22 protein-coding genes are annotated in these 23,704 nt (G+C 73.3%); 15 read left to right on the top strand and 7 right to left on the bottom strand.

What is annotated here, in order from left to right:
• Positions 1–125 precede the first annotated feature (125 nt).
• The 9 genes from OG892_RS02255 to OG892_RS02215 all read left to right on the top strand — a co-directional run bounded on the left by OG892_RS02255 (position 126) and on the right by OG892_RS02215 (position 9,315).
• Positions 126–1,748 (top strand): glycoside hydrolase family 13 protein, encoded by a 1,623-nt coding sequence (locus OG892_RS02255; RefSeq protein WP_328868088.1) that lies wholly within the window; start codon positions 126–128, stop codon positions 1,746–1,748.
• An 89-nt stretch (positions 1,749–1,837) separates the two neighbouring features.
• Positions 1,838–2,164 (top strand): cupin, encoded by a 327-nt coding sequence (locus OG892_RS02250; RefSeq protein ID WP_073738016.1) that lies wholly within the window; start codon positions 1,838–1,840, stop codon positions 2,162–2,164.
• Between the two features lie 84 nt (positions 2,165–2,248).
• Positions 2,249–2,875, top strand: coding sequence for a GNAT family N-acetyltransferase (locus OG892_RS02245; protein WP_371628318.1), 627 nt, complete (start codon positions 2,249–2,251; stop codon positions 2,873–2,875).
• 98 nt (positions 2,876–2,973) lie between these two features.
• Positions 2,974–3,846 carry an ABC transporter substrate-binding protein gene (locus OG892_RS02240; RefSeq protein WP_371628317.1) on the top strand — a complete coding sequence of 291 codons (873 nt, stop codon included), beginning with the start codon at positions 2,974–2,976 and terminating at the stop codon, positions 3,844–3,846.
• 124 nt (positions 3,847–3,970) lie between these two features.
• Positions 3,971–4,234, top strand: a complete 264-nt coding sequence (locus OG892_RS02235) for a type B 50S ribosomal protein L31 (RefSeq protein WP_073738008.1) — start codon at positions 3,971–3,973, stop codon at positions 4,232–4,234.
• Between the two features lie 86 nt (positions 4,235–4,320).
• Positions 4,321–5,562, top strand: coding sequence for a beta-ketoacyl-[acyl-carrier-protein] synthase family protein (locus OG892_RS02230; protein WP_328868091.1), 1,242 nt, complete (start codon positions 4,321–4,323; stop codon positions 5,560–5,562).
• 68 nt (positions 5,563–5,630) lie between these two features.
• Complete coding sequence (locus OG892_RS02225; protein ID WP_371628316.1) at positions 5,631–7,547, top strand: acyl-CoA dehydrogenase; 1,917 nt, start codon at positions 5,631–5,633, stop codon at positions 7,545–7,547.
• 287 nt (positions 7,548–7,834) lie between these two features.
• Positions 7,835–8,095: an acyl carrier protein gene (locus tag OG892_RS02220; RefSeq protein ID WP_073738004.1), complete on the top strand. Its 261-nt coding sequence runs from the start codon at positions 7,835–7,837 to the stop codon at positions 8,093–8,095.
• The gene (locus OG892_RS02215; protein WP_328868093.1) at positions 8,092–9,315 is read left to right on the top strand and encodes a beta-ketoacyl-[acyl-carrier-protein] synthase family protein; all 1,224 of its coding nucleotides are present in this window, start codon (positions 8,092–8,094) and stop codon (positions 9,313–9,315) included. Before OG892_RS02220 ends, OG892_RS02215 begins: the two co-directional genes overlap by 4 nt.
• Positions 9,316–9,441: 126 nt before the next feature.
• On the opposite strand, the gene OG892_RS02210 is transcribed toward OG892_RS02215, so the two are convergent.
• On the bottom strand, positions 9,442–10,464 hold the full coding sequence (locus OG892_RS02210) for a PRC and DUF2382 domain-containing protein (RefSeq protein ID WP_371628315.1): 1,023 nt from the start codon (positions 10,462–10,464) through the stop codon (positions 9,442–9,444).
• Positions 10,465–10,870: 406 nt separating this feature from the next.
• On the opposite strand from OG892_RS02210, the gene OG892_RS02205 reads away from it, so the two are divergent.
• The 6 genes from OG892_RS02205 (at position 10,871) to OG892_RS02180 (ending at position 17,789) form a co-directional block, all read left to right on the top strand.
• Positions 10,871–11,671 carry an IclR family transcriptional regulator gene (locus OG892_RS02205; RefSeq protein WP_328868094.1) on the top strand — a complete coding sequence of 267 codons (801 nt, stop codon included), beginning with the start codon at positions 10,871–10,873 and terminating at the stop codon, positions 11,669–11,671.
• Between the two features lie 116 nt (positions 11,672–11,787).
• Positions 11,788–13,455, top strand: coding sequence for an OPT/YSL family transporter (locus tag OG892_RS02200; RefSeq protein WP_371628314.1), 1,668 nt, complete (start codon positions 11,788–11,790; stop codon positions 13,453–13,455).
• Between the two features lie 77 nt (positions 13,456–13,532).
• Positions 13,533–14,597 (top strand): hypothetical protein, encoded by a 1,065-nt coding sequence (locus tag OG892_RS02195; protein ID WP_371628313.1) that lies wholly within the window; start codon positions 13,533–13,535, stop codon positions 14,595–14,597.
• A 153-nt stretch (positions 14,598–14,750) separates the two neighbouring features.
• Entirely contained in the window at positions 14,751–16,052 is a 1,302-nt protein-coding gene (locus tag OG892_RS02190) for an alpha/beta fold hydrolase (RefSeq protein WP_073737999.1), read from the top strand.
• 170 nt (positions 16,053–16,222) lie between these two features.
• Positions 16,223–16,825, top strand: coding sequence for an adenosylcobinamide amidohydrolase (locus OG892_RS02185; protein ID WP_073737998.1), 603 nt, complete (start codon positions 16,223–16,225; stop codon positions 16,823–16,825).
• Positions 16,826–16,880: 55 nt separating this feature from the next.
• Entirely contained in the window at positions 16,881–17,789 is a 909-nt protein-coding gene (locus tag OG892_RS02180; protein WP_371628312.1) for an NAD(P)-dependent oxidoreductase, read from the top strand.
• Positions 17,790–17,841: 52 nt separating this feature from the next.
• On the opposite strand, the gene OG892_RS02175 is transcribed toward OG892_RS02180, so the two are convergent.
• The 6 genes from OG892_RS02175 to OG892_RS02150 form a co-directional block, all read right to left on the bottom strand.
• Positions 17,842–19,113: a sulfite oxidase gene (locus tag OG892_RS02175; RefSeq protein WP_371628311.1), complete on the bottom strand. Its 1,272-nt coding sequence runs from the start codon at positions 19,111–19,113 to the stop codon at positions 17,842–17,844.
• A gap of 46 nt (positions 19,114–19,159) precedes the next feature.
• Complete coding sequence (locus OG892_RS02170; RefSeq protein WP_371631560.1) at positions 19,160–20,332, bottom strand: homoserine O-acetyltransferase; 1,173 nt, start codon at positions 20,330–20,332, stop codon at positions 19,160–19,162.
• On the bottom strand, positions 20,329–21,690 hold the full coding sequence (locus OG892_RS02165; RefSeq protein ID WP_073737994.1) for a bifunctional o-acetylhomoserine/o-acetylserine sulfhydrylase: 1,362 nt from the start codon (positions 21,688–21,690) through the stop codon (positions 20,329–20,331). Before OG892_RS02165 ends, OG892_RS02170 begins: the two co-directional genes overlap by 4 nt.
• 128 nt (positions 21,691–21,818) lie before the next feature.
• Positions 21,819–21,911 (bottom strand): putative leader peptide, encoded by a 93-nt coding sequence (locus OG892_RS02160; RefSeq protein ID WP_363224078.1) that lies wholly within the window; start codon positions 21,909–21,911, stop codon positions 21,819–21,821.
• A gap of 249 nt (positions 21,912–22,160) precedes the next feature.
• On the bottom strand, positions 22,161–22,658 hold the full coding sequence (locus tag OG892_RS02155) for a thioesterase family protein (protein WP_371628310.1): 498 nt from the start codon (positions 22,656–22,658) through the stop codon (positions 22,161–22,163).
• Complete coding sequence (locus OG892_RS02150) at positions 22,655–23,701, bottom strand: 3-hydroxyacyl-CoA dehydrogenase NAD-binding domain-containing protein (protein ID WP_371628309.1); 1,047 nt, start codon at positions 23,699–23,701, stop codon at positions 22,655–22,657. Before OG892_RS02150 ends, OG892_RS02155 begins: the two co-directional genes overlap by 4 nt.
• Between the last annotated feature and the right edge of the window lie 3 nt (positions 23,702–23,704).

Raw genomic sequence — 23,704 nt, 5'->3', positions numbered from 1 at the left:
GCCACACCGCCCCGCGCCGGGACCCCGCACAGCCGCCTTCCCCTCAGCACTCCGCCGCCGGCCCGACCGTCCTGCCCCGCTCACGGGCCGGCGGCGGAGTACCACCTGCCCGAAAGGAACGCCACGTGGCAGCCAACCGTCCGTCCGAGCCCACCGCTAACTGGTGGCGCGACGCAGCCATCTACCAGATCTATGTACGCAGCTTCGCCGATGGCGACGGTGACGGCACCGGCGACCTCGCGGGAGTACGGGCCAGACTGCCCTACCTCGTCGAACTCGGCGTGGACGCACTCTGGTTCACCCCCTGGTACCTCTCGCCGCTGGCCGACGGCGGCTACGACGTGGCCGACTACCGCACCATCGACCCCGCGTTCGGCACCCTGGCGGAGGCGGAGAAGCTGATCGCGGAGGCCCGCGAACTCGGCATCCGCACCATCATCGACATCGTGCCCAACCACGTCTCCGACCAGCACGCCTGGTTCCGGGCCGCCCTCGAAGCCGGCTCCGGCAGCCCCGAGCGCGACCTCTTCCACTTCCGCAAGGGACGCGGCCCGGACGGGGCGACACCGCCCAACGACTGGGTCTCCGAATTCGGCGGCACCCCCTGGACCCGGCTGGACGACGGCGAGTGGTACCTCCACCTCTTCGCCACCCAGCAGCCCGACCTCAACTGGGCGCACCCGGCGGTCCGCCAGGAGCACGAGGAGGTGCTGCGCTTCTGGTTCGAACGCGGCGTCTCCGGCGTACGGATCGACTCCGCGGCCCTGCTCGCCAAGGACCCCGCGCTGCCCGACTTCGCCGAGGGCGACCCGCACCCCTTCGTCGACCGCGACGAACTGCACGACATCTACCGGGCCTGGCGCGCCATCGGCGACGAGTACGGCGGCGTCTTCGTGGGCGAGGTCTGGCTGCCGGACGCCGAAAGGTTCGCCCGCTACCTGCGCCCCGACGAACTGCACACCGCCTTCAACTTCAACTTCCTGGCCTGTCCCTGGGACGCCGGACTGCTGCGGACCGCCATCGACGACACACTCTCCGAGCACGCCACGGTCGGGGCACCCGCCACCTGGGTCCTGTGCAACCACGACGTCACCCGCACCGTCACCCGCTACGGTCGCGCCGAGACCGGCTTCGGCTTCGACGCGAAGACCTTCGGCACCCCGACGGACCTGGCCCTGGGCACCCGCCGTGCCCGCGCCGCCGCCCTCCTCTCGCTGGCCCTGCCCGGCGCCGCCTATCTCTACCAGGGTGAGGAACTCGGCCTGCCGGAGGTGGACATCCCGCTGGACCGCATCCAGGACCCGATGCACTTCCGCAAGGGCGGCGCCGACCCCGGCCGCGACGGCTGCCGGGTGCCGCTGCCCTGGTCGGCGCAGGGCCCGTACGCGGGGTTCGGCGCCGACGCCGAACCCTGGCTCCCGCAGCCGGCCGACTGGGCCTCGTACGCCGCGGACCTGCAGAGCGATGACCCGGACTCGATGCTCACCCTGTACCGCGAGGCGCTGCGGCTGCGCCGCGAGGAGCCGGGGTTCGCCACGACGGGGGAGCCGGGCGCGCGTGAGCTGACCTGGCTGGACGCGGCGCCGGGGGTGCTCGCCCTCAGCCGCACCGAGGGACTCCTGTGCGTGGTCAACCTGGCCGCGGAGGCGGCCGAGCTGCCGGAGCACACCGCGGTGCTGCTGGCCAGCGGCCCGCTCGACGGGGCGGGCAGGCTCCCGCAGGACACCGCGGTCTGGCTGCGGGCCTGACCCCGGACCCGGGACGCACCTGCCCATGGACCCGGCGAGGCCCATGGGCAGGATCGCGGGGGGACGAGGGCTGCGGCACAGTAGGGCATATGGATGCCGCGAATGATCTGAACGCCCTCGCCGCCGAGCACCTGGCCGCGGCCCGCACCTCCGCGCACGGCCGCAGCGCGCACCTCCTGCTGCACGAGGAGCCGCTGCGGCAGACCGTCATCGCCCTGACATCGGGCTCCGCGCTCGACGAGCACAACGCCCCGCCCGCCGCCTCCCTCCAGGTGCTGCGCGGCAGGGTCAGGCTCACGGCCGCGTCCGGCGACGTGGAACTGGCGCCCGGACGGCTGCTGCCCATCCCGCAGGAGCGGCACGGGCTGCTCGCGCTGGAGGACGCCGTGGTGCTGCTGACGGCGGTCAACGGCTGACAGTCCCGGTCGGCCGCGCCGGACGGAGACCTACCTTTGCCGAAACCTGTTGGGAGCGCTCCCAAGGGCGGGCAGGATGAGGGGATGACCTCGCGAACCGGCCCCCGCCCCTACCGCCCGGACGACCGTGCGGCCCTTGCGGACATCTGCGTCCGGACGGCCGACAACGGCGGCGACTCCAGCCACCTGTACCCGGACCCGGAGCTGATGCCGTCGATCTTCGCCGCCCCGTACGCGTACCTCGAACCCGATCTGGCCTTCGTCCTCGACGACGGTACGGGCCGGGCGGTCGGATACATCCTCGGCACCGCGGACACCCCGCGGTTCGTGACGGAGTTCCGCGAGCGCTGGCTGCCCCTGGTCGACGACCGCTACCCAAGGCCGCAGGGCGAACCGCGCGGTCCCGCCGACGAGATGATCGCCCTCCTGCACAACCCGGAGCGCATGATCCTGCCCGAACTGGCCCGCCACCCGGCCCACTTGCACATCGACCTGCTCCCCGACTGGCAGCGCAAGGGGTACGGGAGAGAGCTGATGCGTACGTTCCTCGCGGCCCTGCGCGCCAAGGGGGTCACCGGGGTGCACCTGTCCATGCTCACCGCCAACACCCCGGCCAGAGCCTTCTACGATCGGCTCGGTTTCACCGGGATCCGGGTGCCGGACCCCGGTCCCGTCAGCTACCTGGTGCGCGGAACGGAAGCCGGCCTGTAAACGGCACGGCGGCGGGGGTGCCGCCCCGCATCCCTGGGCAGGTACTGGTGTGCGACCCCGTAACGGGGCGAAGTGACCGGTGGCGAGAGGCGTGTGACGTGAGCGAGCAGACCTTATGGCAGTTCTCCGACGACCGAGGACAGTTGTCGTCCGCCGAGCGGCGCCCGACGCGGGTGCTCGCCTACGTCCAGGCCGGAGCGACGTTGTGGGACCACGGGATACGGCCGGTCGGGATATTCGGCTCCGGCCACGACGACCCGGCCGTGCCCGACACCGCGAAGACCGGATCGCTGCCGCCGGCCGAGGTCGCCTACGTCGGCGCGGGCCCCGCTCTGGACGTGGAGACGCTGCTGGCCTGCGAACCCGACCTCGTGGTGGCCGTCAGCTACGGCGGCGGCCAGGTCTACGGCCTCGCCCCCGAGACGGCCAAACACCTGGAGGAGCACGTCCCGGTCGTCGTCATCGACGTGGGCCAGGCGCGCACCCTCGCGGAGACCGGCGACCGGTTCGCCCGCCTCGCCCGGTCGCTGGGCGCGGCGGAGCCCGCCTCTGCCGCCCGGGAGCTGGACGCCGCCCGGGACCGGCTGCGCGCGTTCGCCGCCGGACCGGACCGGACCCGGGTCCTCGCCCTCTCCCCGGCCGGGCAGCAGCAGGCCCACCTGGCCCGCCCCCGCATGTGGCCCGAACTGCGGGTGCTGGCCGAACTCGGCATCGACCTGGTGGAACCGGCCGACGGGCCCGGGGCGAACTGGTCCACGGTCGACTGGGCGGAGGCCGGGGCGCTGCGCCCCGCCGTCGTGCTCGCCGACATCAGGGTCAACGCCACCCCCCTCGGCGAGCTCAGGACGAACGAGGCGTGGGCCTCCATCGAACGCACCGCCCGGGTGGTGCCCTGGAACCCGGAGCCGGTGTGCAGCGCCCACGCCCACGCCCGGTTCCTGGCCCTGGTGGCCGACGCGCTCGGAGCGTAGCCGGGCCGGGCGGCGCCACCCGCCGATGCCCCGTACGGCCGTGTCCGATCGCGCGGGACGCCCTGGTTCGCGAGGCTGGCCGGAGTGTCCAGAGCCGGTACCCGTACGTCCCCAGGAGCAGACCATGCAGCAGGACAAGCACCCCGACTACCGCCCCGTCGTCTTCCGTGACCGTGCGGCGGGCTACGCCTTCCTGACCCGGTCCACCGCGTCGAGCGAGCAGACCATCGGCTGGGACGACGGCAACACCTACCCCGTCATCGACGTCGAGATCTCCGCGGAGAGCCACCCGTTCTTCACCGGAAAGGCCCGGGTGGTCGACTCGGAGGGCCAGGTCGCCAAGTTCGAGCGCAGGTACGGCGACGACGGGGGCGCGGACGCCTCCTGACCCCGTTCGGCCCAGTGGCCGCATCCTCGACGGGGGCTCGGCCGTTCGGCCTGCTGGGGCGTGAACGACGAGGGGAGAGCCGCGGCATGCTGCGGGACGGGACAGCGACTGTGGTGACGGGCCTGGGGCTGGTGACCCCGGTGGGCGCCGACGAGGACACCTTCTGGGCGGGGCTGTGCGCCGGTGCCGGATCGGCCCGGCACTGCGAGGAACTGGCCGGTCTGCCGGTCGACTTCGCCTGCCGGGCCGACGGACCGGACCTGGACGAGGCGGTGGGCGGACGCGCCGTCTTCCGGATGGCGCGGTTCGTGAAGATGGCCCTGGTCGCCGCCCGCCGTGCCGTGGCGGACGCCGGGCTGCGCCCTGACCGCTGGGACGGCGGCCGGGTGGGCGTCGTGCTGGGCGTCGGCGTCGGCGGTGTCTCCGTACTCGTCGACAACGTCCGCAGGCTGGACGCCGACGGGCCGCCCGCGGTCTCCCCGCTCCTCGTGCCGATGATGATGCCGAACGCAGCCGCCGGGGAGATCGCCATCGACCTGGGCGCCCACGGGCCGAGCCTGGCCCCGGCCACCGCCTGCGCGTCGGGCGCCACCGCGATCGCCCTCGCCGGCGACCTGCTGACGAGCGGCAGTTGCGATGTGGTGGTGGCGGGCGGCGCGGAGTCCGTGGTGACCCCGCTGGTGGTGAGCGCGTTCGCGGGCATGGGGGCGCTCTCGGCGCGCACCGGCGACCCGGCGGCCGCGTCCAGGCCGTTCGCCGCCGACCGCGACGGGTTCGTCCTCGGCGAGGGCGCCGCCGTACTCGTACTGGAACGGGCCGGCGACGTCCGGGCCCGCGGCGGGCGGGCGCGGGCCGTGCTGGCCGGTGCGGGAGCGGCCACGGACGCCCACCATCCCACCGCGCCCGACCCGGACGGCCGGGGTGCGGAGCGGGCGGTCGAGGCGGCGCTGGACCGGGCGGGCTGGGCCGCCGGCGAGGTGGACCACATCAACGCACACGGCACCTCCACCCCGCTCAACGACGCCATGGAGAGCGCGTTGATCGCCCGGCTCTTTCCGCACCGGCCCTCGGTGACCGCGCCCAAGGGCGTCATCGGGCACACGCTCGCGGCGGGCGGTGCGATCGAGGCGGTGGCCACCGTACTGACCCTGGAACACGGCCTGGTCCCGCCGATCGCCAACCTCGACGCCCCGCCGCCGGACTCCGGCCTCGACTGCGTGACCAGGAAACCCCGCAGGCAGCACGTCGAGCGGGCCCTCAGCCACTCCTTCGGATTCGGCGGCCACAATGTCGTCCTCGCCTTCCAACGCGCGCCCTCACCCCGCTGAACAGGAAGGAAACGGCTGCGAATGCCGGAATTCGGGTGTCCTGGCTGATTCCTGATCGTTCCTGTCGTATGACCACAACGATCGACAGCCCCGTGATGCCCGCGGCCGGACCGGAGCGGGCCGCGGACCGGCTCAGCTCGGTGCTCCTGGGCCCCGACGCCCGCCGGGAGCACGGATTCTGGCAGCGGCTCATCGCCACAGAGCCGTTCCGCAGGCCCGCCTTCCCGCCGCCCGGCCCCACCCCCGACGAACGGCTCACCCTCGCCCACGCGCGGCTGCGCACGCTCAACAACACACTCGACAGCGGCGCCAGGCTGGCGGCCGACCCGCGCGCCCTGGCCGCCCTGCACGAATGGCTCGCCCCGGTGGACACCTCGCTCGCCACCGTCGCGGGAATCCACTACAACCTCTTCCTCGGCAGCCTCCTGGACCACGACACCGACCGGTCCCGCGATCTGTCGGACTTTCTCGCGATGCGGCGCATCGGAACCTTCCTCTGTACGGAGGTGGCGCACGGCAACGACGCCGCCGCGGTCGAGACGACGGCCACCTACGACCGTGCCCGGGACGGATTCGTGCTGCACACCCCGCACCTGGGCGCGCAGAAGTTCATGCCCAACACCAGCCCGGCGGGCGGCCCCAAGTCGGGACTCGTCGCCGCCCGGCTGCTCATCGGGGACACCGACCACGGGGTCTTCCTGCTGCTGGTGCCGCTCACCGACGCGTCGCAGGCCCTGCCAGGGGTGCGGATCCGCAGGCTGCCGGCCCGGATGGGCAGCCCGGTGGACCACTGCCTGACCTCCTTCGACCAGGTCTTCGTGGGGCGCGAGGCGCTGCTCGGTGGCAAGCAGGGGCGGATCGATGACGACGGGGTGTTCCGCAGCGGCACCGCGGGGCGCAGACGCCGGTTCCTCGCCTCCATCGCCCGCGTCACCACGGGCCGCATCTGTATGAGCGCGAGCGCGATCGGCTCCGCCCGAGCCACTCTGGCCGTCGCGGTCCGCTACTCAGGACACCGGTACGTCTCCGGGGGCCGTGCGCTGCCGCCGCTGCCGGTGATCGCCCACCGCAGCCATCACGGTCCGCTCGCCGGGGCCATGGCCACCGTCTTCGCGATGAGCCTGCTGCACCGGCGGGCCCTCGACCGCTGGGAGGCGGCGGCTCACGGCCCCGAGCCGGAGCGTGAGGCGGCCGGCCGGCTGGTCGATGTCGCGAAGGGCTGGATCACCTGGCAGGCCCGCTCGGTGATCGTCGAATGCCGCGAACGGTGCGGTGCCCAGGGCCTGCTGGAGAACAACGGGATGAGCGAACTCGTCACCGGGGTGGAGGGTGCCATCACCGCAGAGGGCGACAACATGGCCATCCACGCCAAGGCCGCCTCCGAGATGGTCATCTCCGCGATGCTCGACGCACCGGACGCGTGGGGCGCACGGGACGCGGGCCCGCAGACCGGCGACCTCGACGATCTGCGGTTCCTCGGCCGCCTCCTGGCCCACGTGGAGCGGATCCAGTTCGCCCGCTCCCGCGCACGGATGGCGCGGGCCCCGCACGGCGGCCCGCTGCAGCGGTGGAACGCGGGGTCCGGGCCCGCGCTGCGGGGGGTCGAGGCGCACGCCTGCCGGCAGGCGGCCGACGCGTACGCGGAAGCGGTCGAGGGCCTGCCGGAGGGGCCCGCCCGCGATCGGCTGACCGATCTGGCCCGGCTGTTCGCGCTGCGCTGGATCCAGCAGCACAGCGGGGACCTGCTCGTCGCCGGGCACCTCACGGCCGGCCAGGTGGAAGACCTCACGGAGACCACCGAGCTACTCGTCGCCGCCGTCGCGGCCCACCTGCCGGAGCTCGCCGACTCCTTCGCGCTGCCGGAGGAAGTGCTCGCGGACTGGCCCATCGCCGGAGCCCGCTATGCCGAGGCGTACGACGACCCGGGTGCGTCCTGGCACACCGCGGAGCGCCCGGTACCCGCCGGGAGCGGGCGCGGGCGGTGAGTGCGCCGGAGCGGGCGGTGAGGGCCGCGCCGGAGCGGGCGGCACCGCAGGGCGTGCGCCGGGCGGCCGAATCGGTACAGGGGCTCGGCGTGGGTCTCGTACTCCTGGCCTTCTGGGGTACCGCGGCCGTGCTGTCGCGCTGGTGTCAGGGGACGGGAACGCTCGGTGGCGAATCGGTTCGCCGCAAGGCGTAACCGGCCGGACGCTGCTCAGTTACTTCGGCGTCGGGGTGGTGAGAGGCACCACCCCGTGACCCCCGCCGGACGGGCATGATGGAGAGGAAGACCATGAGCGCGATTCACCCCACGATCACCGAGGTACTCAGCCGTACCTTCAGGGTGCCTGTGGCCGAGATTCTCCCGGAATCCACGATGGACAGCCTGGACATGGACTCCCTGGCAGTCGCCGAGTTCGCCGTCGTCATGAGGGAGGCCGTCGGCGTCCAACTGGACCCGGGCACACTGCACCGGGACACCACCCTCGCCGGACTCACGGAGTTCCTGCGCGCGAAGGCCGGTGGCGAGGCTCCGGTGAGCACCGTCCGATGAAGATGCCGTCCATCGCTGTCACCGGTCTGGGAATGATCACCCCGGTCGGCAACGACACCGAGTCCACCTGGGAGGGGGTGTGTGCCGGGGTCAGCCCGGCCCGCACCGTCCCCGCACTCGCAGGGTGCGCCATCGACTTCGCCTGCACGGTCGACGGGATCGACCTGGACGCCGCGATCGGCCGGCGTACCGCCTTCCGCATGGGCAGGTACACCAAATTCGCCGTACTGGCCGCGCGGGAGGCGGTCCTGGACGCGGGACTCGACCCGGGTGGCTGGGACGGCAGCCGGGTCGCGGTCGTCGTCGGCACGAGCAGCGGAGGTTCCGCCGGTCTCACCGATCAGGCCCTGGTGCTGGAACGGCGCGGGGCGGAGGCGACCTCGCCGGTCGGGATCCTGCTCACCATCCCGAACATGCCCGCGGCGGAGATCGCGATCGAGATGAGCGCCACGGGCCCCAGCCTGGCGCCCTGCACGGCCTGCTCGTCCGGGGTCACCGCACTGTCGGTGGCCCGGGACCTGCTGGTCACCGGGCAGTGCGATCTGGCGATCGCGGGAGCCACCGAATCGACGCTGTTCCCGATCGCCATGACCGGGTTCGCCAGATCCGGGGCGGCCGCCCTCGCCGACGGGGACCTGTCCCGGCTCAGCCGGCCCTTCGCGGCCGACCGGGCCGGGCTCGTCATGGGGGAGGGCGCCGCCGTCATGGTGCTGGAGCGCGAGGCCGACGCCGAGGCCCGGGGTGCGCAGCCACGCGCGCTGCTCGCGGGCACCGGCGCCACCACCGACGCCCACCACCCCACCAGCCCGCACCCCGACGGCCGGATCGCCCAGGCGGCCGTCGAGGCCGCGCTGCGCGACGCGGGCTGGCGGGCCGGGGACGTCGAGCACATCAACGCCCACGGCACGGCCACCCCGCGCAACGACGCGGCCGAAGCCGCCCTGATCGGCCGGGTCTTCCCGCACCGGCCGCCCGTCACCGCCCCCAAGGGCGTGCTCGGCCACTGCATGGGGGCGGCCGGAGCGATCGAGGCGGGGCTCACGATCCTCACGCTCCAGCGCGGAATCGTCCCGCCGGTCGCCAACCTGGACGCGCCCGCGCCCGGGTTCGACATCGACTGCGTGACCAAGCAGCCGCGGGAGCTGCCCGTCCGGCGTGCCGTCAGTCACTCCTTCGGGTTCGGCGGACACAACGCCGTGGTCGCACTCCAGCGGCCCTGACCACGTAGCCGGTGGAACCGGGCCGCCCGGCCCGGTTCCACCGGCTACGCGAGAGGGCGGACCCCCGTGATGCGGGTCCGCCCCTCGCTCCTGTCCGGTTCTGCCGGTCCGGCGCGGTGCGCGGGGTCAGCGGCGCCGTCCCTGACCGAACTCGCCGCCGGCGTCCTTGCCGCCCATGTCCTTGCCGTCCTTGGCCATGCCGTCCGCGTAGTCGATCTGCTCCTTGCGCAGTTCCGCGGAGACTTCCTTCTGCTCGGTCACCTTCTTCGTTTCCATCCGCACCCGTTCGACCGGCACGGTCTCCTTCCGCATCGTGGCGCGTTCGGCGTGCAGGGTGACCTCCACATCCTGTTCGTTGATGTCCGAGCGGGCCGCCTTGTCGCCGGGCTGGAGCGGCTCGCGCACCACGCGAACCTCCTCGTGCGTCACGGGCACGGTCCTGGTGACGTTCTCGGTGACGACGTACTTGTGCAGACGGGCCTTGCCGCTCTCGTACTCCTCTGTGCTGACGCGCAGTTGCTCCTCGGAGCGGATGAGCTCCTCCTTGCCACCCAGGTCGGCGGAGGCGGACCGCTCCGCGCCCGCACCTGCTCCGACCAGCGGACGGGCGGTACCGGAGGTGTCGGCGTCCCGGTGCTTGCCGGTGCCCGCCGTGCCGGAGGCCTTCGCGCTGTCGGTGCCGCGTGCCGCACCCATGGCCCCGGCCCCGGCTCCTGCCCCGGCGGCCGCGCCGGCTCCGGCAGCGCCCATGGTTCCGGTCCCGGACGTGGTCGGCGCACCGGCCGTGCCGGCAGCCCCGGAACGGTCACCGAGCTTGCCGCCGGTGTTCCTCGTCAGGCCGTAGTGCCGGTAGAGCTCCTCCTCCTCGGAGACGGAGAGATGAGCGTCCGCGTCCACCCGGGGGGCTTCCTTGACGCGGTCCTTCGGATGGGAGATGTGCAGGTCGGAGCCCACGCGACGGGCTCCGGCGAGAGGCACGAAACTCTCCTTCATACCGAACAGGCCGGTCTTCACCGTGATCCAGTCCGGTCGGCCGGTGCTGTCGTCGACATACACCCGCCCCACGTTGCCGATCTTCTCGCCCGCGGTGTCGTACACCGTCAGGCCGTCGAGCTCTCCGGAATCCGTGAAACCGTCAGCGGCTCCCATGACCGATTCCTCCTAGCTCGGGCGCGTCCTGTGGGTGGGTCCAGCAGGTGAGGCGCGTCCGGATTCCATCGCGCCTCACCCGGATGGACGCTGCAACTTCCCGGCCGCCGGGGGCGGGGCGCCCCACCCCCGACGGATGGGGCGGGGCCCCGCGCGATGCCGCTGTGGGCCCCGCGATCCGGTTAGGCCAATCGAGTGAACGGCCGGGCGGGTGCGGCCCGCCCGGCGGGTACCGGCGCGCGGGCCGCCGTAACCGCCGCTGAACAGGCGGTTCCCGCCGCGCGGCGAATTTCCGGCAAACCCTTGACACCCGCTGGGCGCGGCACCATTCTTTCGCCAGAAATCGCAACGGCGTTGCGATTTCCGCACCGACAGATGGACGAAGCGGACGAAGGAGGCCCGGCCCATGGCTGAGCGCGGCACGGACACCACCACCCCGGCCCGCGACGGACAGCAGGCCCCCGGAGTGCTGCAGACAGTCGACCGGGCTCTGCTCGTCCTGCTGACCTTCACCGAGCAGCGGCCCGAATGGGGCGTGAGCGAACTGGCCCGCCACCACGGCTGGGACAAGGCCGTCGTCCAGCGGCTGCTCACCACCCTGAGCGCGCGGGGCTTCCTGCTCTGCGACGACAACAGCCGCCGCTACCGGCCGGGACCGGCGCTGTCCCGGCTGGCGAGGGTCAGCGAGCACAGCGGAGTGCTGTCCTCGATCTCCCGGCCGATACTCGCCCGGCTGCTGCGCGAGACCGGCGAGAGCATCGTCCTCAACGTCCCGCACGGGGGCAGCTACCGCTGTGAAGCCGCCGTCGACGGCACCGGACCCGTCCGCTACACGGCGATCATCGGCGCCGTCATGCCCGGTCACGCCGGAGCGTCCGGACACACCCTCTTCGCCTACCACCCCGAGCGCGAGATCCGGCAGATGTTCGGCGCCGCCGGACTGACGCGCTTCAACGACCGCACCATCACAGAGCTGGACGCCCTGCTCACCTGCTACGCGCAGGTCCGTGCCGACGGGTACTGCATCAGCCACGGCGAGTACGACGAGGCCGTCACCGCGGTCTCCGCCCCCGTCTTCCAGGGCGACGGCGTCCCCGCCTCCCTCACCGTCATCGGCCCGTCCCACCGCGTGGACCGGGCCGCCGACACCCTCGTGACGCTGGTACGCGCCGGCGCGGCGGAGATCACCGCCGCCCTCGGCGGCTGAACCAGCCCCGGTACCGCCCGGCCGCGGCCTGCCCTGCCGCCGCGTGCCCCCGGGTTCCGCCCCGCCGCGGAGACCCGGACCCGCCTCCCAGCCCTGCAAACCGAAGGGGGTGCCCCATGGCGCACCACGTCTCAGCGCCGCACCCTGCCCCGCCGCCGTCCGCCCCCGACGAGCCCCGGTCGCACCCCAGGACCATGGAACCCGTGCTGCTGGTGATCCTGGTGGTGCTCTCCGCCGTGGGAGCCGTCATCGGCATCGACCTGGTCTCCAAGCTGGGCATCTCGGCCAACACCTCGGTCGTCGGCGCACTCGTCGCCATGCTCATCGGCCGCATCCCGCTGGGCTTCCTGCGCCGGATGCGGTCCGTGCACCGGCAGAACCTCGCCCAGAGCGCGATCTCCGCCGCCACCTTCGCCTCCGCGAACGCCCTGCTGACCTCCGTCGCCATCCCGTACGTCTTCGGGCGCCAGGACCTGGTCTGGCCGATGCTCGCGGGCGCGTCCATCGGGCTCGTCGTGGACGCCTGGGTGCTCTACCGCGCCTTCGGCTCACGGCTGCTGCCCGCCGACGCCGCCTGGCCGCCCGGCACCGCGGCCGCCGAGACCATCAAGGCCGGCGACCGGGGAGGGCGCCGGGCCCTGATCCTCGCGGGCGGCACCGCCGTCGGCCTCGCGGGAACGCTCTTCAGCCTGCCGCTCTCGGCCGCCGGGGTCGCCTTCCTGGGCAACGTCTGGGCGCTGATGATGTTCGGCATCGGACTGATGCTGCGCCAGTACGGGATGGACCTCTTCCATACCGACCTGGGCGCCGGGTACATCCCGCACGGCGTCATGGTCGGCGCCGGCGTCGTGGCGCTCGGCCAGGCCGTGCACCTGCTGATCGGCCGTCGCGAGCGCAGACGAACGGCCGCCGCAGAGGAGGACCGCAGCGTGGCGCACGTCGAGCCGGCGGACCCGAGCACCGCGTACACCGTCGACGAGCGCACACTGCGGCTCTCCCTGATCCGCGGCTTCGCGCTCTTCACCGGGGGCGCCGTGATCCTCGCGGTGCTCGGCGGGCTGATCGGCGACATGAGCCCGCTCGGCATCGTCGGCTGGGTGCTGTTCGCCGCCTTCGCCGCCCTGGTGCACGAACTGATCGTCGGCCTCGCGGCCATGCAGTCCGGCTGGTTCCCGTCCTTCGCCGTCACCCTGATCTTCCTGATCCTCGGCCTCGCCATAGGAATCCCGTCGGTGCCACTCGCGCTCCTGGTGGGGTACGTCTCCGCCACCGGCCCGGCCTTCGCGGACATGGGCTACGACCTCAAGGCCGGCTGGCTGCTGCGGCGTGAGCACCGGCCCTGGGACCCCTTCGAGCGCGAGGGCCGCCGCCAGCAGTTCCTGGCCGCCCTCATCGGTTTCGCGGTCGCCCTCGCCGTCGTCGCACTCGCCTGGCGCTCGTACTTCGGGCAGGGGCTCATCCCGCCCGTCGCCAAGGTGTACGCCGACACCATCAAGAGCGGCCTCAGCGACCCGGACGCGGTGCGCACCATGCTCATCTGGGCCATCCCCGGCGCCGCCATCCAGCTGCTCGGCGGCACCCGCCGGCAGATGGGCGTCATGCTCGCCACCGGCCTGCTCATCCTCACCCCGCACGCCTGCTGGCTGGTCCTCGGCGCCCTCGTCGTCCGGGTCGGCTACCGCAGGCTGCGCGGCCCTGCGGCCGACGAGGAACTCAACCTGGTGGGCGCCGGACTGATCGCCGGCAGCTCGCTCGGGGACTCGGCCCAGATCCTCAAGACCTGAGCCGGGCCACCCCGCACCCGGACCACATCCCGTACCACCGCACCACTCAGCACCACCCGCACGGCAAGGAGACCCCCATGGACATGTACAGCAGGCTCGAACCGCGTCCCGAGTACCTCAGCTTCGAACTCGCCCTGGCCGCCCGCAAGCTCGTCGAGGAGGTCATGCTCGTCAAGCGCGGCGAGCACGTCGTCCTCACCGGCGACACCAGCAGCGACCGCCGGGTCATCGAAGCCACCGCGCAGGCCGTCGCCGCCGCCGGGGCCCACCCCGTCGTCGTCTGGTACGAGACGCTGCCCGGCGCCTCGATGGAGCCGCCCCGCCCCGTCGCGGGAGCCATCGCCGACGCCGACGTGTGGATCGAGTTCGCCGTCTCGTACCTGATGCACTCCGACGCTTTCCGCGCCGCCATGGCGAACGGCTGCCGCTACACCAACCTCACCGCGATGGACGTCCAGATGCTGGTCGCCACCGTCGGACGCCCCGACTTCCAGGGCGTCATACGCCTGGGCAAGGCGCTGGTCGCACTGCTGGAGGCGGCCGACGAGGTCCGGATCACCTCCGCCAACGGCACCGACCTGGTGGGCCGCAACGGCGACCGGCCGATCAACCTGCGCGGCAAGCCCGCGGAGAAGCCCGGCGAGACGGTCATGCTCTCCGGCCAGATCTCCTGGAACCCCCTGGAGGAGACCCAGGACGGCGTACTCGTCTTCGACGGGGCCCTGTGGCCGCCGGACGAGATCGGCCTGCTGCGCTCCCCGGTCCGGTGCACCGTCGAGAAGGGCGTCGTCACCAAGATCGAGGGCGACGCCGACGCGGACACCTTCCGCCGCTGGATGGAGTCCTTCAACGACCCGAACATGTTCCGCGTCGCCCACTGGTCGCTCGGCTTCAACCCCGGCGTCCTCGCCCCGACCGGCCGCATCGTCGAGGACGAGCGCGTCTTCGGCTGCGTCGAACTCGGCATCGGCACCAAGGGCGCCTGGATCGGCGGCGAACCGTGGGTCGCCGCCGCCCACACGGACGGCAGCGTCCTCGGCCCGTCCATCTACCTGGACGGCGTCGCCATCGAGGAGAACGGGCGCTACGTGCACCCGGACCTCGTGGCGATCTGCCGCGACCTGGGCGTGGCCGGCTACTGACGGCCCCGGACGGGCCCGCACCCCCCGTGCGGGCCCGTCCGCCACCCGTGAAACCGTTCCGCGACGCGAGAGCCGGAACGCGAGAGATGCGAGAGACGCGAGAGTCGCGACGACAGAGACACGACGCGAGATACGCGACGTGAGAGGAGCGCCATGTCCACCCCAGCCCCCGTCACCTACCGCCACGGCGGCCTGGTCTGCACCGACCACACCCTCGACGTGCCGCTCGACCACAGCGACCCCGAGAGCCCCGTCATCGCGCTCTTCGCCCGCGAAGTCGTCGCGGAGGGACGCGAACACGAGGACCTGCCCCGGCTCCTCTGGCTCCAGGGCGGTCCCGGTGGCCGCGCCGAACGCCCCAACGCAGCGGGGGCCTGGCTGCGCCGAGCGCTCACCGAGTACCGCGTCGTCCTCCTCGACCAGCGCGGCACCGGCCGCTCGACCCCCGCAGACCGGCGCACCCTGGCCCGTTTCGGTACGGACCACGCGGCAGCCGCCGGGTACCTCGCGCACTTCCGCGCCGACTCGATCGTCCGCGACGCCGAACTCCTGCGCCGCCGGCTCCAGGGCGAGCAGCCGTGGAGCGTGCTCGGCCAGAGCTTCGGCGGCTTCACCACGCTCACCTACCTCAGCCTGGCCCCGGAAGGGCTCACCCGGGCCTACATCACCGGCGGACTGCCGACGCTCACCGGCCACGCCGACGACGTGTACCGCGCCGCCTACGCCCGTACTCTCACCCAGAACGAGCGCTACTTCGACCGCTACCCCGGCGACCAGGCACTGGCCGACGCCGTCGCGGCGCACCTGGCAAGCCACGACGTGCGGATGCCGACCGGTGAACGACTCACCGTGCGGCGCTTCCAGACCCTCGGCATCACGTTCGGCACCGCGTCCAAGTCCGAATCGCTCCACTACCTCCTGGAGACCGCCTTCACCGAGGGCGCCGACGGACCGGAGCTGACCGACACGTTCCTGCGCGGCGTCGACGCCGCCGTGTCCTTCGCCGAACGCCCCCTGTACGCCGTGCTCCACGAGCCGATCTACGCCCAGGGCGGCCGCCCCACCGACTGGTCGGCGCACCGCGTCCGCCAGGAGTTCCCGGCCTTCGACGCCACCGCCGGCGGCCCGCTGCGGTTCACCGGCGAGATGGTCTACCCCTGGCAGTTCGAGGAGGACCCCGCGCTCGTACCGCTGCGCGGCGCCGCGGAGGCGCTCGCCGCCCGCACGGACTGGCCGGCCCTGTACGACCTGGACCGGCTCGCCGCCAATGAGGTCCCGGTCGTCGCAGCCGTCTACCACGACGACATGTTCGTCGACCGGGAGCAGGCCCTTGCCACCGCCGACGCCGTACGGGGCCTGCGCACCTGGGTCACCGACGCCTACGCGCACGACGGGGTCAGGGCCGACGCCGCCGTGCTGGACCGGCTGATCGCGATGGGCCGGGGCGAAGCCTGACGGAGGACGCGGGGCGGGGCGCGATCCGGACGCCCCGTCCCGGCGCATATGATCTACGGGTCCGCAGGGCGACCGCCGTCCTGCCGCGCCTCCGGGGGTGTCTCATCCGTTCCGCACGCGTCCGGCTCCCCGAACAGCGCGGCGAGCTGCTGGCCCGGCACGAGGACGGCGTGGACCTGCACCATCTGGTGTGGCGGCTGGGGCCCGGCTGGCGGGTGTGCAGCAGCGCAGTGCTCGGCGGCGGCATCGGCCCGCGTGACTGGATCCTCAACGCCCAGGTGCCCGGCGGCTATCCGCGTACGGACCCGGACCGGCACCTGGCCGAGATCGCCGCGGCCGAACACCTCACCGGGCCCGGCGCCGGACTGATGACGGCCGCCGATGTCACCGCGTACACGGTCGCCGTGGACGGGGACGTGACGGCCACCGCCACCTGCGGCCTCGGAGTGCGCGGCTGGGCGGCGGCCCCGGCAGAGGACACCGGGGCCCCGCCGGGACCCGGGACGGTCAACATCGTCGTCGTCCTGCCCGTGCCGCTCTGCGACGCCGCGCTCGTCAACGCCGTCGCGACCGCCACGGAGGCCAAGGTCCAGGCCCTCCTGGGTGCCGGACTCTCCTGCTCCGGCACCCCCACCGACTCCGTCTGCGTCGCGGCGCCCGAACCGGCCGACGGGCCGGGCGAGCTGTTCGCCGGGCCCCGCTCGCGCTGGGGATCGCGGCTGGCAAGGGCCGTGTACACCGCGGTACTCGAAGGCGCGCGCCGGCAGTCCTGAGCATCCGAAACGCCGCGCGCGAATCCGGGCGCGGCCGACGAAGGGAATGGTCCCCATGAATTCAGCGACAGCCGGAGCAACCCCGCGACCGCCGGTCGTCGCCGTCCTCGGCACCGGGATCATGGGGTCCGCGATGACCCGCAGCATGATCCGGGCCGGGCTGGAGGTCCGCGCCTGGAACCGTACGTCGGCCAGGGCGGAGCCCCTGACGGCGGACGGTGCCACCGTGACCGAAACAGCGGCCGAGGCGGTACGCGGCGCCGACGTCATCCTCACCACGCTCAACGACACGACCTCCGTCGCCGCCGCGCTCACCGCCGCCTCCGACGGGGTGCACCGGGGCCAGGTCCTGCTGCAGAGCTCCACGGTCGGACCGGACGGGGCGGTCGAACTGGCCCAGCGCGCCGCGGACCTGGGCCTCGTCTTCCTCGACGCACCCGTCTCCGGAACCAGGCAGCCCGCGGAACAGGGCGCGCTGACCGTTTTCGTCTCCGGGCCGTCCGCCGCCCGTGCGGTGGCGGACCCGGTGTTCGACGCGATCGGGCAGCGTACGGTCTGGGTCTCCGAGGAACCGGGTGCCGCGTCCAGGCTGAAACTCGTGGTGAACACCTGGGTGATGAACATGGTGGGCTGCGTGGCGGAGAGCCTCAACCTCGCGGAGGGGCTGGGCGTCGACCCGCAGCTGTTCCTCGACGCCGTGCGGGGCGGCCCGCTCGACTCCGGCTATCTGCAGAGCAAGTCCGCCGCGGTGCTGTCCGGCGATCTCACTCCGAGCGTCTCCCTGAGCACGGCCCTGAAGGACACCCGCCTCATCCTCGACGCCGCCGAGCAGACCGGCGTACGGCTGGATCTGACCGCCGCCTCCGAGGTCCGCTTCGCCCGCGCCGAAGCGGCCGGGCACGGCGGCGAGGACATGATCGCCACCTACTACGCGGGCCGGACGGCGGACCGGGACGGCGACTGAGTCCGGGGTGGCTCGCCGGGGGCCGGGCGACTCGCCGGCCCCCGCCGCCGCGTCAGACGACCCGTACCTCGTGCCGGACCACGGCGTCGAAGAGATAGCCCTGCGTGTTGGGGACGGCCTTCTCCGGCTGGGTGCGGCCCGACCGGTCCGTCGCCCGCGCCAGCAGGACGGCCGGTCCGCGGTCCTTGGGCACCCAGTCGGCCGACCAGCGGACCCAGCTTCCGTTCCGCGGCTCGTCGCGCAGCCGTGCGCGACGCCACCGCGCACCGCCGTCGGTACTGACCTCGACCGTGCGCACCGGCGCCCCGCCCGACCAGGACCTGCCCGTCAGCACATGGCGTCGGCGGGCGCGGAACGATGCCCCCGGCGCCACCTCGAAGGCGCTCTTCAGCGTCTGCCGGGTCAGCGGCGCACTGCCCTCCGCCGGATAGCCGGGACCGAACAGCCGGTACAGGCCGGTGTTCCACGGGGAGAGCAGCGGCGACGCGCTCACCTCGATGTCGCCGACCCACTTGATGTTCGCGACCCCGACCCAGGACGGCACGATCAGACGTACCGGATGGCCGTGGTCGGGCGGCAGCGGTTCGCCGTTCATCTCAAGGGCGAGGATCACGTCGTCCAGCGCCTTCGCGACCGGCAGCGGCCTGCGGACCCGGCCGAGGTTGATCCCGTCACTGACCACCTCGTCGTCCAGCCCGCGCGGCAGTACATCCACCGCGTTCCGGGTGATGCCCGCCCGGCGCAGCACATCGGCCAGCCGCACCCCGCGCCAGCGGGCCGTCCCGATCGCGCCGAGCGTCCAGGCCGTGCCGCTGACCTGCTCGCCCTGCTGCGTCGTGTAGTAGCTGCGGGCGTTGCCCGCGCACTCGACGAACGAGGTGACGGTGGCCATGGGCAGCGCCCGCAGCTCGTCGTACGTGAACTCCACCGCCGGGCCCCGCAGCCCGTCGCCCCACACCTTCAGCCGCCAGCCGGACGCGTCGATCCGCGGGGTGGTGGTGTGGTTGCGCACGAAGAAGCGGTCGGCGGGAGTGAGCAGCCCGGTCGGGCGCAGCGCCGCGAAGTTGGTCTCGGCGTTGGTGCCGCGCACCGTGAACACCTCGGGCGGCAGCGGCTTCACGATCCCGGGCGCGGGGCCGGCCGCCCCGGGGGCCGCCTGGGCGGGGGACGAGAGACCGGCGGGCAGCCCGGCGGCTGCCGACGCGGCCGCCACCAGCCGCAGCAGATCACGGCGTTCGATGCCGGCGGAGCGCGCGGCGCCACGCGACCACTGACGCAGCCGCATACCGTCGTACGCGTCCTCGGACGGCGGAACGGATCTCATGAGCAACAACTCCCGGGGCGAGTGGACGGAAACAGCGGTGCGGGCATCAGCGGTCCGGATCCGGCCGGCCCGGCAGCAACTCCCTTACCAGAGAGCCCACCTGGACCGTCTCGATCAGGAATCCGTCGTGGCCGTGCGGCGACGCCACGATCCGGGCCCGGTCGGCGCCGGGCAGCAGCGCGGCCAGCTCCGCCTGCTGGGCGGGCGGATAGAGCCGGTCGGAGTCGATGCCCGCGATCAGTGCGGGCATCCGGGCACGGCGCAGCGCCTGCGCGGTGCCACCCCGGCCGCGCCCGATGTCGTGCCCGTTCATCGCCTCGGTCAGGGTGACGTAGCTGCCGGCGTCGAAGCGGTGCACCAGTCTGGCCGCGTGATGGTCGAGATACGACTCCACCCGGTACCGCCCGCCGTGCCGGGGCTGCTCACCCGGCTGTGCCTCGCCGCCGAACCGGGAGCCGAGCTCGGGCTCGCTGCGGTAGGTGATGTGGGCGATCCTGCGGGCCAGGCCGAGGCCCCGGTGCGGGCCCTGGCCCGGTGCCGCGTCGTGGTAGTGGCCGCCGCGCCAGCCGGGATCGGAGCGGATCGCGGAGATCTGCACGGGCCCCCAGGCGATCTGCTCGGCCGAGGCCGCGGCGGGCGCCGCGAGCACCAGCAGCGAGCCGGTGCGCTCCGGCCTGCCGACGGCCCATTCGAGCGCCCGCATGCCGCCCATCGAGCCGCCGATCACCGCCGCCCACCGGCCGATGCCCAGCGCGTCGGCCAGCGCCGCCTCGGCCGCCACCTGGTCCCGGACCGTCAGACGGGGGAAGCCGCCGCCCCAGCGCGCCCCGTCCGGGCCGGTGGACGACGGACCGGTGCTGCCCTGGCAGCCGCCCAGCACATTCGGCGCGACGACGAACCAGCGCTCGGTGTCCAGCGCCTTCCCGGGGCCGACCAGCGCGTCCCACCACCCGTCGGAGGGATGGCCGGGCTCCGCGGGCCCGGCCACATGGCTGTCCCCGGTCAGGGCGTGCAGCACCAGGACCGCGTTGGAACCGTCGGCCGCCCGGCGCCCCCATGTCTCGTAGGCCAGGTGCACACCGGGCAGCTCGTCGCCCGACTCCAGCGGCAGCGCCCGGTCCAGACGCACCCAGTTGCGGCGGCCCGGCGGATCCCCCTCCCGCCGGCCTCCGGTGGCCGGCGGGAGGGGGAGTGTGGTGGAGGGAGCGGTCCCGTTCAGGACGCCGCCTTCGCGGCCCGGAACCCGGCCTCCAGATCGGCCTTGAGATCGTCCACGTTCTCCAGCCCGACGGAGAGGCGGACCAGCCCGGCCGTCGCTCCGGTGGCGGCCAGCTGCTCCTCGGTCAGCTGGCTGTGCGTGGTCGACGCCGGGTGGATGATCAGGCTGCGCACGTCACCGATGTTGGCGAGGTGGCTGAACAGGCCGACCGCGTCCACGAACCTCTTGCCCGCCTCCACCCCGTCCCGCAGCTCGAAGGCGAGCACGGCGCCCGCGCCACGCGGCAGGTACCGGCGCCCCGCCCCGTACCACTTGCTCGATTCGAGCCCGGCGTAGTGGACGGCCGACACCTCGTCCCGTCGCTCCAGCCATTCGGCCAGCGCCTGGGCGTTCGCGGTGTGCCGCTCCAGCCGCAGGCTCAGCGTCTCCACGCCCTGCAGCAGCAGGAAGGCGGAGTGCGGGGAGAGCGCGGGGCCGAGGTCGCGCAGCAGCTGAACCCGGAGCTTGACCGCGAAGGCGCTCGGGCCGAGGTCCGGCCAGTAGCGCAGACCGTGGTAGCTCGGGTCGGGGGAGCTGAAGTCCGGGAACCGCTCGGCGTGCGCCCCGAAGTCGAACGTACCGCCGTCCACCACCACACCGCCGATGGTGGTGCCGTGACCGCCGAGGAACTTGGTCGCCGAGTGGATGACGACGTCCGCGCCGTGCTCGATCGGACGCAGCAGGAAGGGCGTGGGCACGGTGTTGTCGACGACCAGCGGCACCCCGGCCGCGTGCGCCGCGTCGGCGACCGCGCGGATGTCCAGGACGTCACCGCGCGGATTGCCGAGCGTCTCCGCGAACAGCGCCTTGGTGTTCGGCCGGATCGCCGCCGACCACGCCTCGATGTCGTCCGGGTCGTCGACGAACGACACCTCGATGCCGAACCGGGGGAGCGTGTGGCGCAGCAGGTTGTACGTGCCTCCGTACAGCGAGGTGGACGAGACGATGTGGTCTCCCGCACCGGCCAGCGTCAGCAGGGCGAGGGTCTCGGCGGCCTGCCCGGAAGCGAGGGCCACCGCGGCGACTCCGCCTTCCAGCGCGGCGATCCGCTGCTCCAGGACGTCCTGGGTGGGGTTGTGGATCCGGGTGTAGATGTTGCCGGGCTCGGCCAGCGAGAACAGGTCCGCGGCGTGCTGGGTGTCCCGGAAGACGAACGACGTCGTCTGGTAGATCGGCACCGCGCGGGCACCGGTCGCCGGATCGGGGACGGCCCCGGAGTGGATCTGCTTGGTCTCGAACGACCAGGCCGCACCCGGGTCCTGACGGTCCTGGTCCTCGGGGGTGTGACCTGCGGTGACGGAGTCTACGGGCTGGCTCATGGGGTTCCTCTGCGGTTCTCGGTGCGGGCGTGGTCGGGCCGCGGTGCGGCCGGCCGCGGGCACGCCGAAGCCAGGGCGGTGGCTGGGGCGGGAATCAATGCTGTGGTGCGTCCGTGCGGGTCAGTTGCTCAACGGAGCGCGGCGGAGCGGCTACACGCCGAGGATGCGAGGCGCCCCAGATCGACGTGGCGCCGCGATACGAGTGGCAGGGTCGCGGGCATGCGGCGAGCGTGTCAGCGGGCCGGGTGCGCGTCAACCGCCCGGCGCCGTCCGCCGGGGCTGTTCGAGGCGTACGCGGCAGGGGGCGCGGGCCGACGGCCCGCCCTACCCGTACAGCGCCGGACCTGCACGGACGTGCGCGGGCGCCCGGGGAACGCCGACTGCCCGGACCACCGGGGGAACCGGTGGTCCGGGCAGTCGGCGTGGCACGATTTCATCGGGCCGAAACAACAGCGGTCGGGTGCTGCGTTTCAGCCTGCGGCGGGGACCTCCACGATCGAGCGGCCCGCCCAGTCGGGTGCCGCCTCCGTGAGGGCGACGAGGCACTCGCGCACCCGGTCGGGGAAGGGCGCGGTACGGCCGGCCTGCTGGTCCACGTGGAGGGCGAGCAGCTCGCTCGTCGCCACGGGCTCGGCGTCCGGGCCCGGTTCGGCGTCGTCCTGCGCGTCGGGCCCGAGCACGTACAGCTCATGGGTGAACCGGGTCTTCTTCGCGTCGGCGCCGAGCACCCGGGTCCGGACGGCGAGCCGGTCGCCCTCCGCGACGTCGCGCAGATAGCGGATATGGGACTCGACCGTGTACAGCGAACAGCCGGTGCGTTCCCGGTACTCGGAGTTCAGGCCGGTCTCGATCATCATCCGGTCGGTCGCGAAACCGAAGACGAGTACGTAGAACGCCTCGCTCATATGGCCGTTGTAGTCGATCCACTCCGGGCGCACGGTCTCCCGGTGCAGTGGCAGCGCGGTCACTTGGCCACCTCCTGGGTGCTCCGCCCGGCGAGCCGGCCGGTGGCGCGCAGGACATCGATGACGCCGCGGTCGCGTTCGGCCACGAGGTCCGCGATGCTGCGGCCGTCCGCCGCCTCGTCGCAGCCGCGCACCACGGCGTCGTACAGCTCCCGGTCCAGCTCTGGGGCGTCGAGCCGGGTCCACGGGGCCTTGAGGGAGGGGCCGAAGTGGTCCAGCATGTGTGCCATGCCGCCCTCGCCGCCCGCGAGCGCGAAGGTCAGCATCGGCCCCATGCAGGCCCAGCGCAGTCCGGGACCCTCGGTGATGGAGTCGTCGATCTCCGTCACCGTCGCCTCACCGTTGGCGACCATGTGCAGCGCCTCGCGCCACAGCGCCTCCTGGAGGCGGTTCGCGATGAAACCGGGGACCTCGCGCTCCATCGTGATGACGGACTTGCCCGCGACCTCGTAGAACCGGGACGCCCAGCCGACCGCGGACGGTGCGGTCAGCTCGCCGCCCACCACCTCGACCAGCGGGATCAGATACGGCGGGTTGAACGGGTGCCCCACGACCAGCCGTCCGGCGCCCGCGGCCCGGGTCTGCATGTCGGTCATCGGGTAGCCGGACGTCGAGGACGCGATCACGACCCCCGCCGGCGCCGCGGCGTCGAGGCGGGCCAGCAGATCCCGCTTGAGCTCCAGCTTCTCCGGAGCGCTCTCCTGGACGAACTGGGCGTCGGACACCGCCTCTTCGAGCGTCGGCACGACCGTGAGCCGGTCCGGCGACGCCCCTTCCGCGAGGCCGAGCTGCTCCAGCGCGGGCCAGGCGGCGTCCACCAGCCGGCGGAGCTTCTCCTCGGCGTCGGGGGCCGGGTCCCAGGCGGTGACGTCGTAGCCACGGGCCAGGAAGTGCGCGACCCAGCCGCCGCCGATCACTCCGGCGCCCACGCACGCCACGCGGCGAACGTCCTCGGGGGCGCAGGGAGCAGGGGTGGCCGGTTCGGGCTGAACAGCGGGCGCGGGCCCGGTGGTTCGTACGGGCTGTGCGGGCTGTGCGGCGTTCATCGT

The sequence above is a fragment of the Streptomyces sp. NBC_00341 genome, assembly GCF_041435055.1.
Classification (GTDB): domain Bacteria; phylum Actinomycetota; class Actinomycetes; order Streptomycetales; family Streptomycetaceae; genus Streptomyces.
The sequence above is the reverse complement of the archived record's forward strand: the minus strand, read 5'-3'. Positions and strand labels throughout refer to the sequence as shown.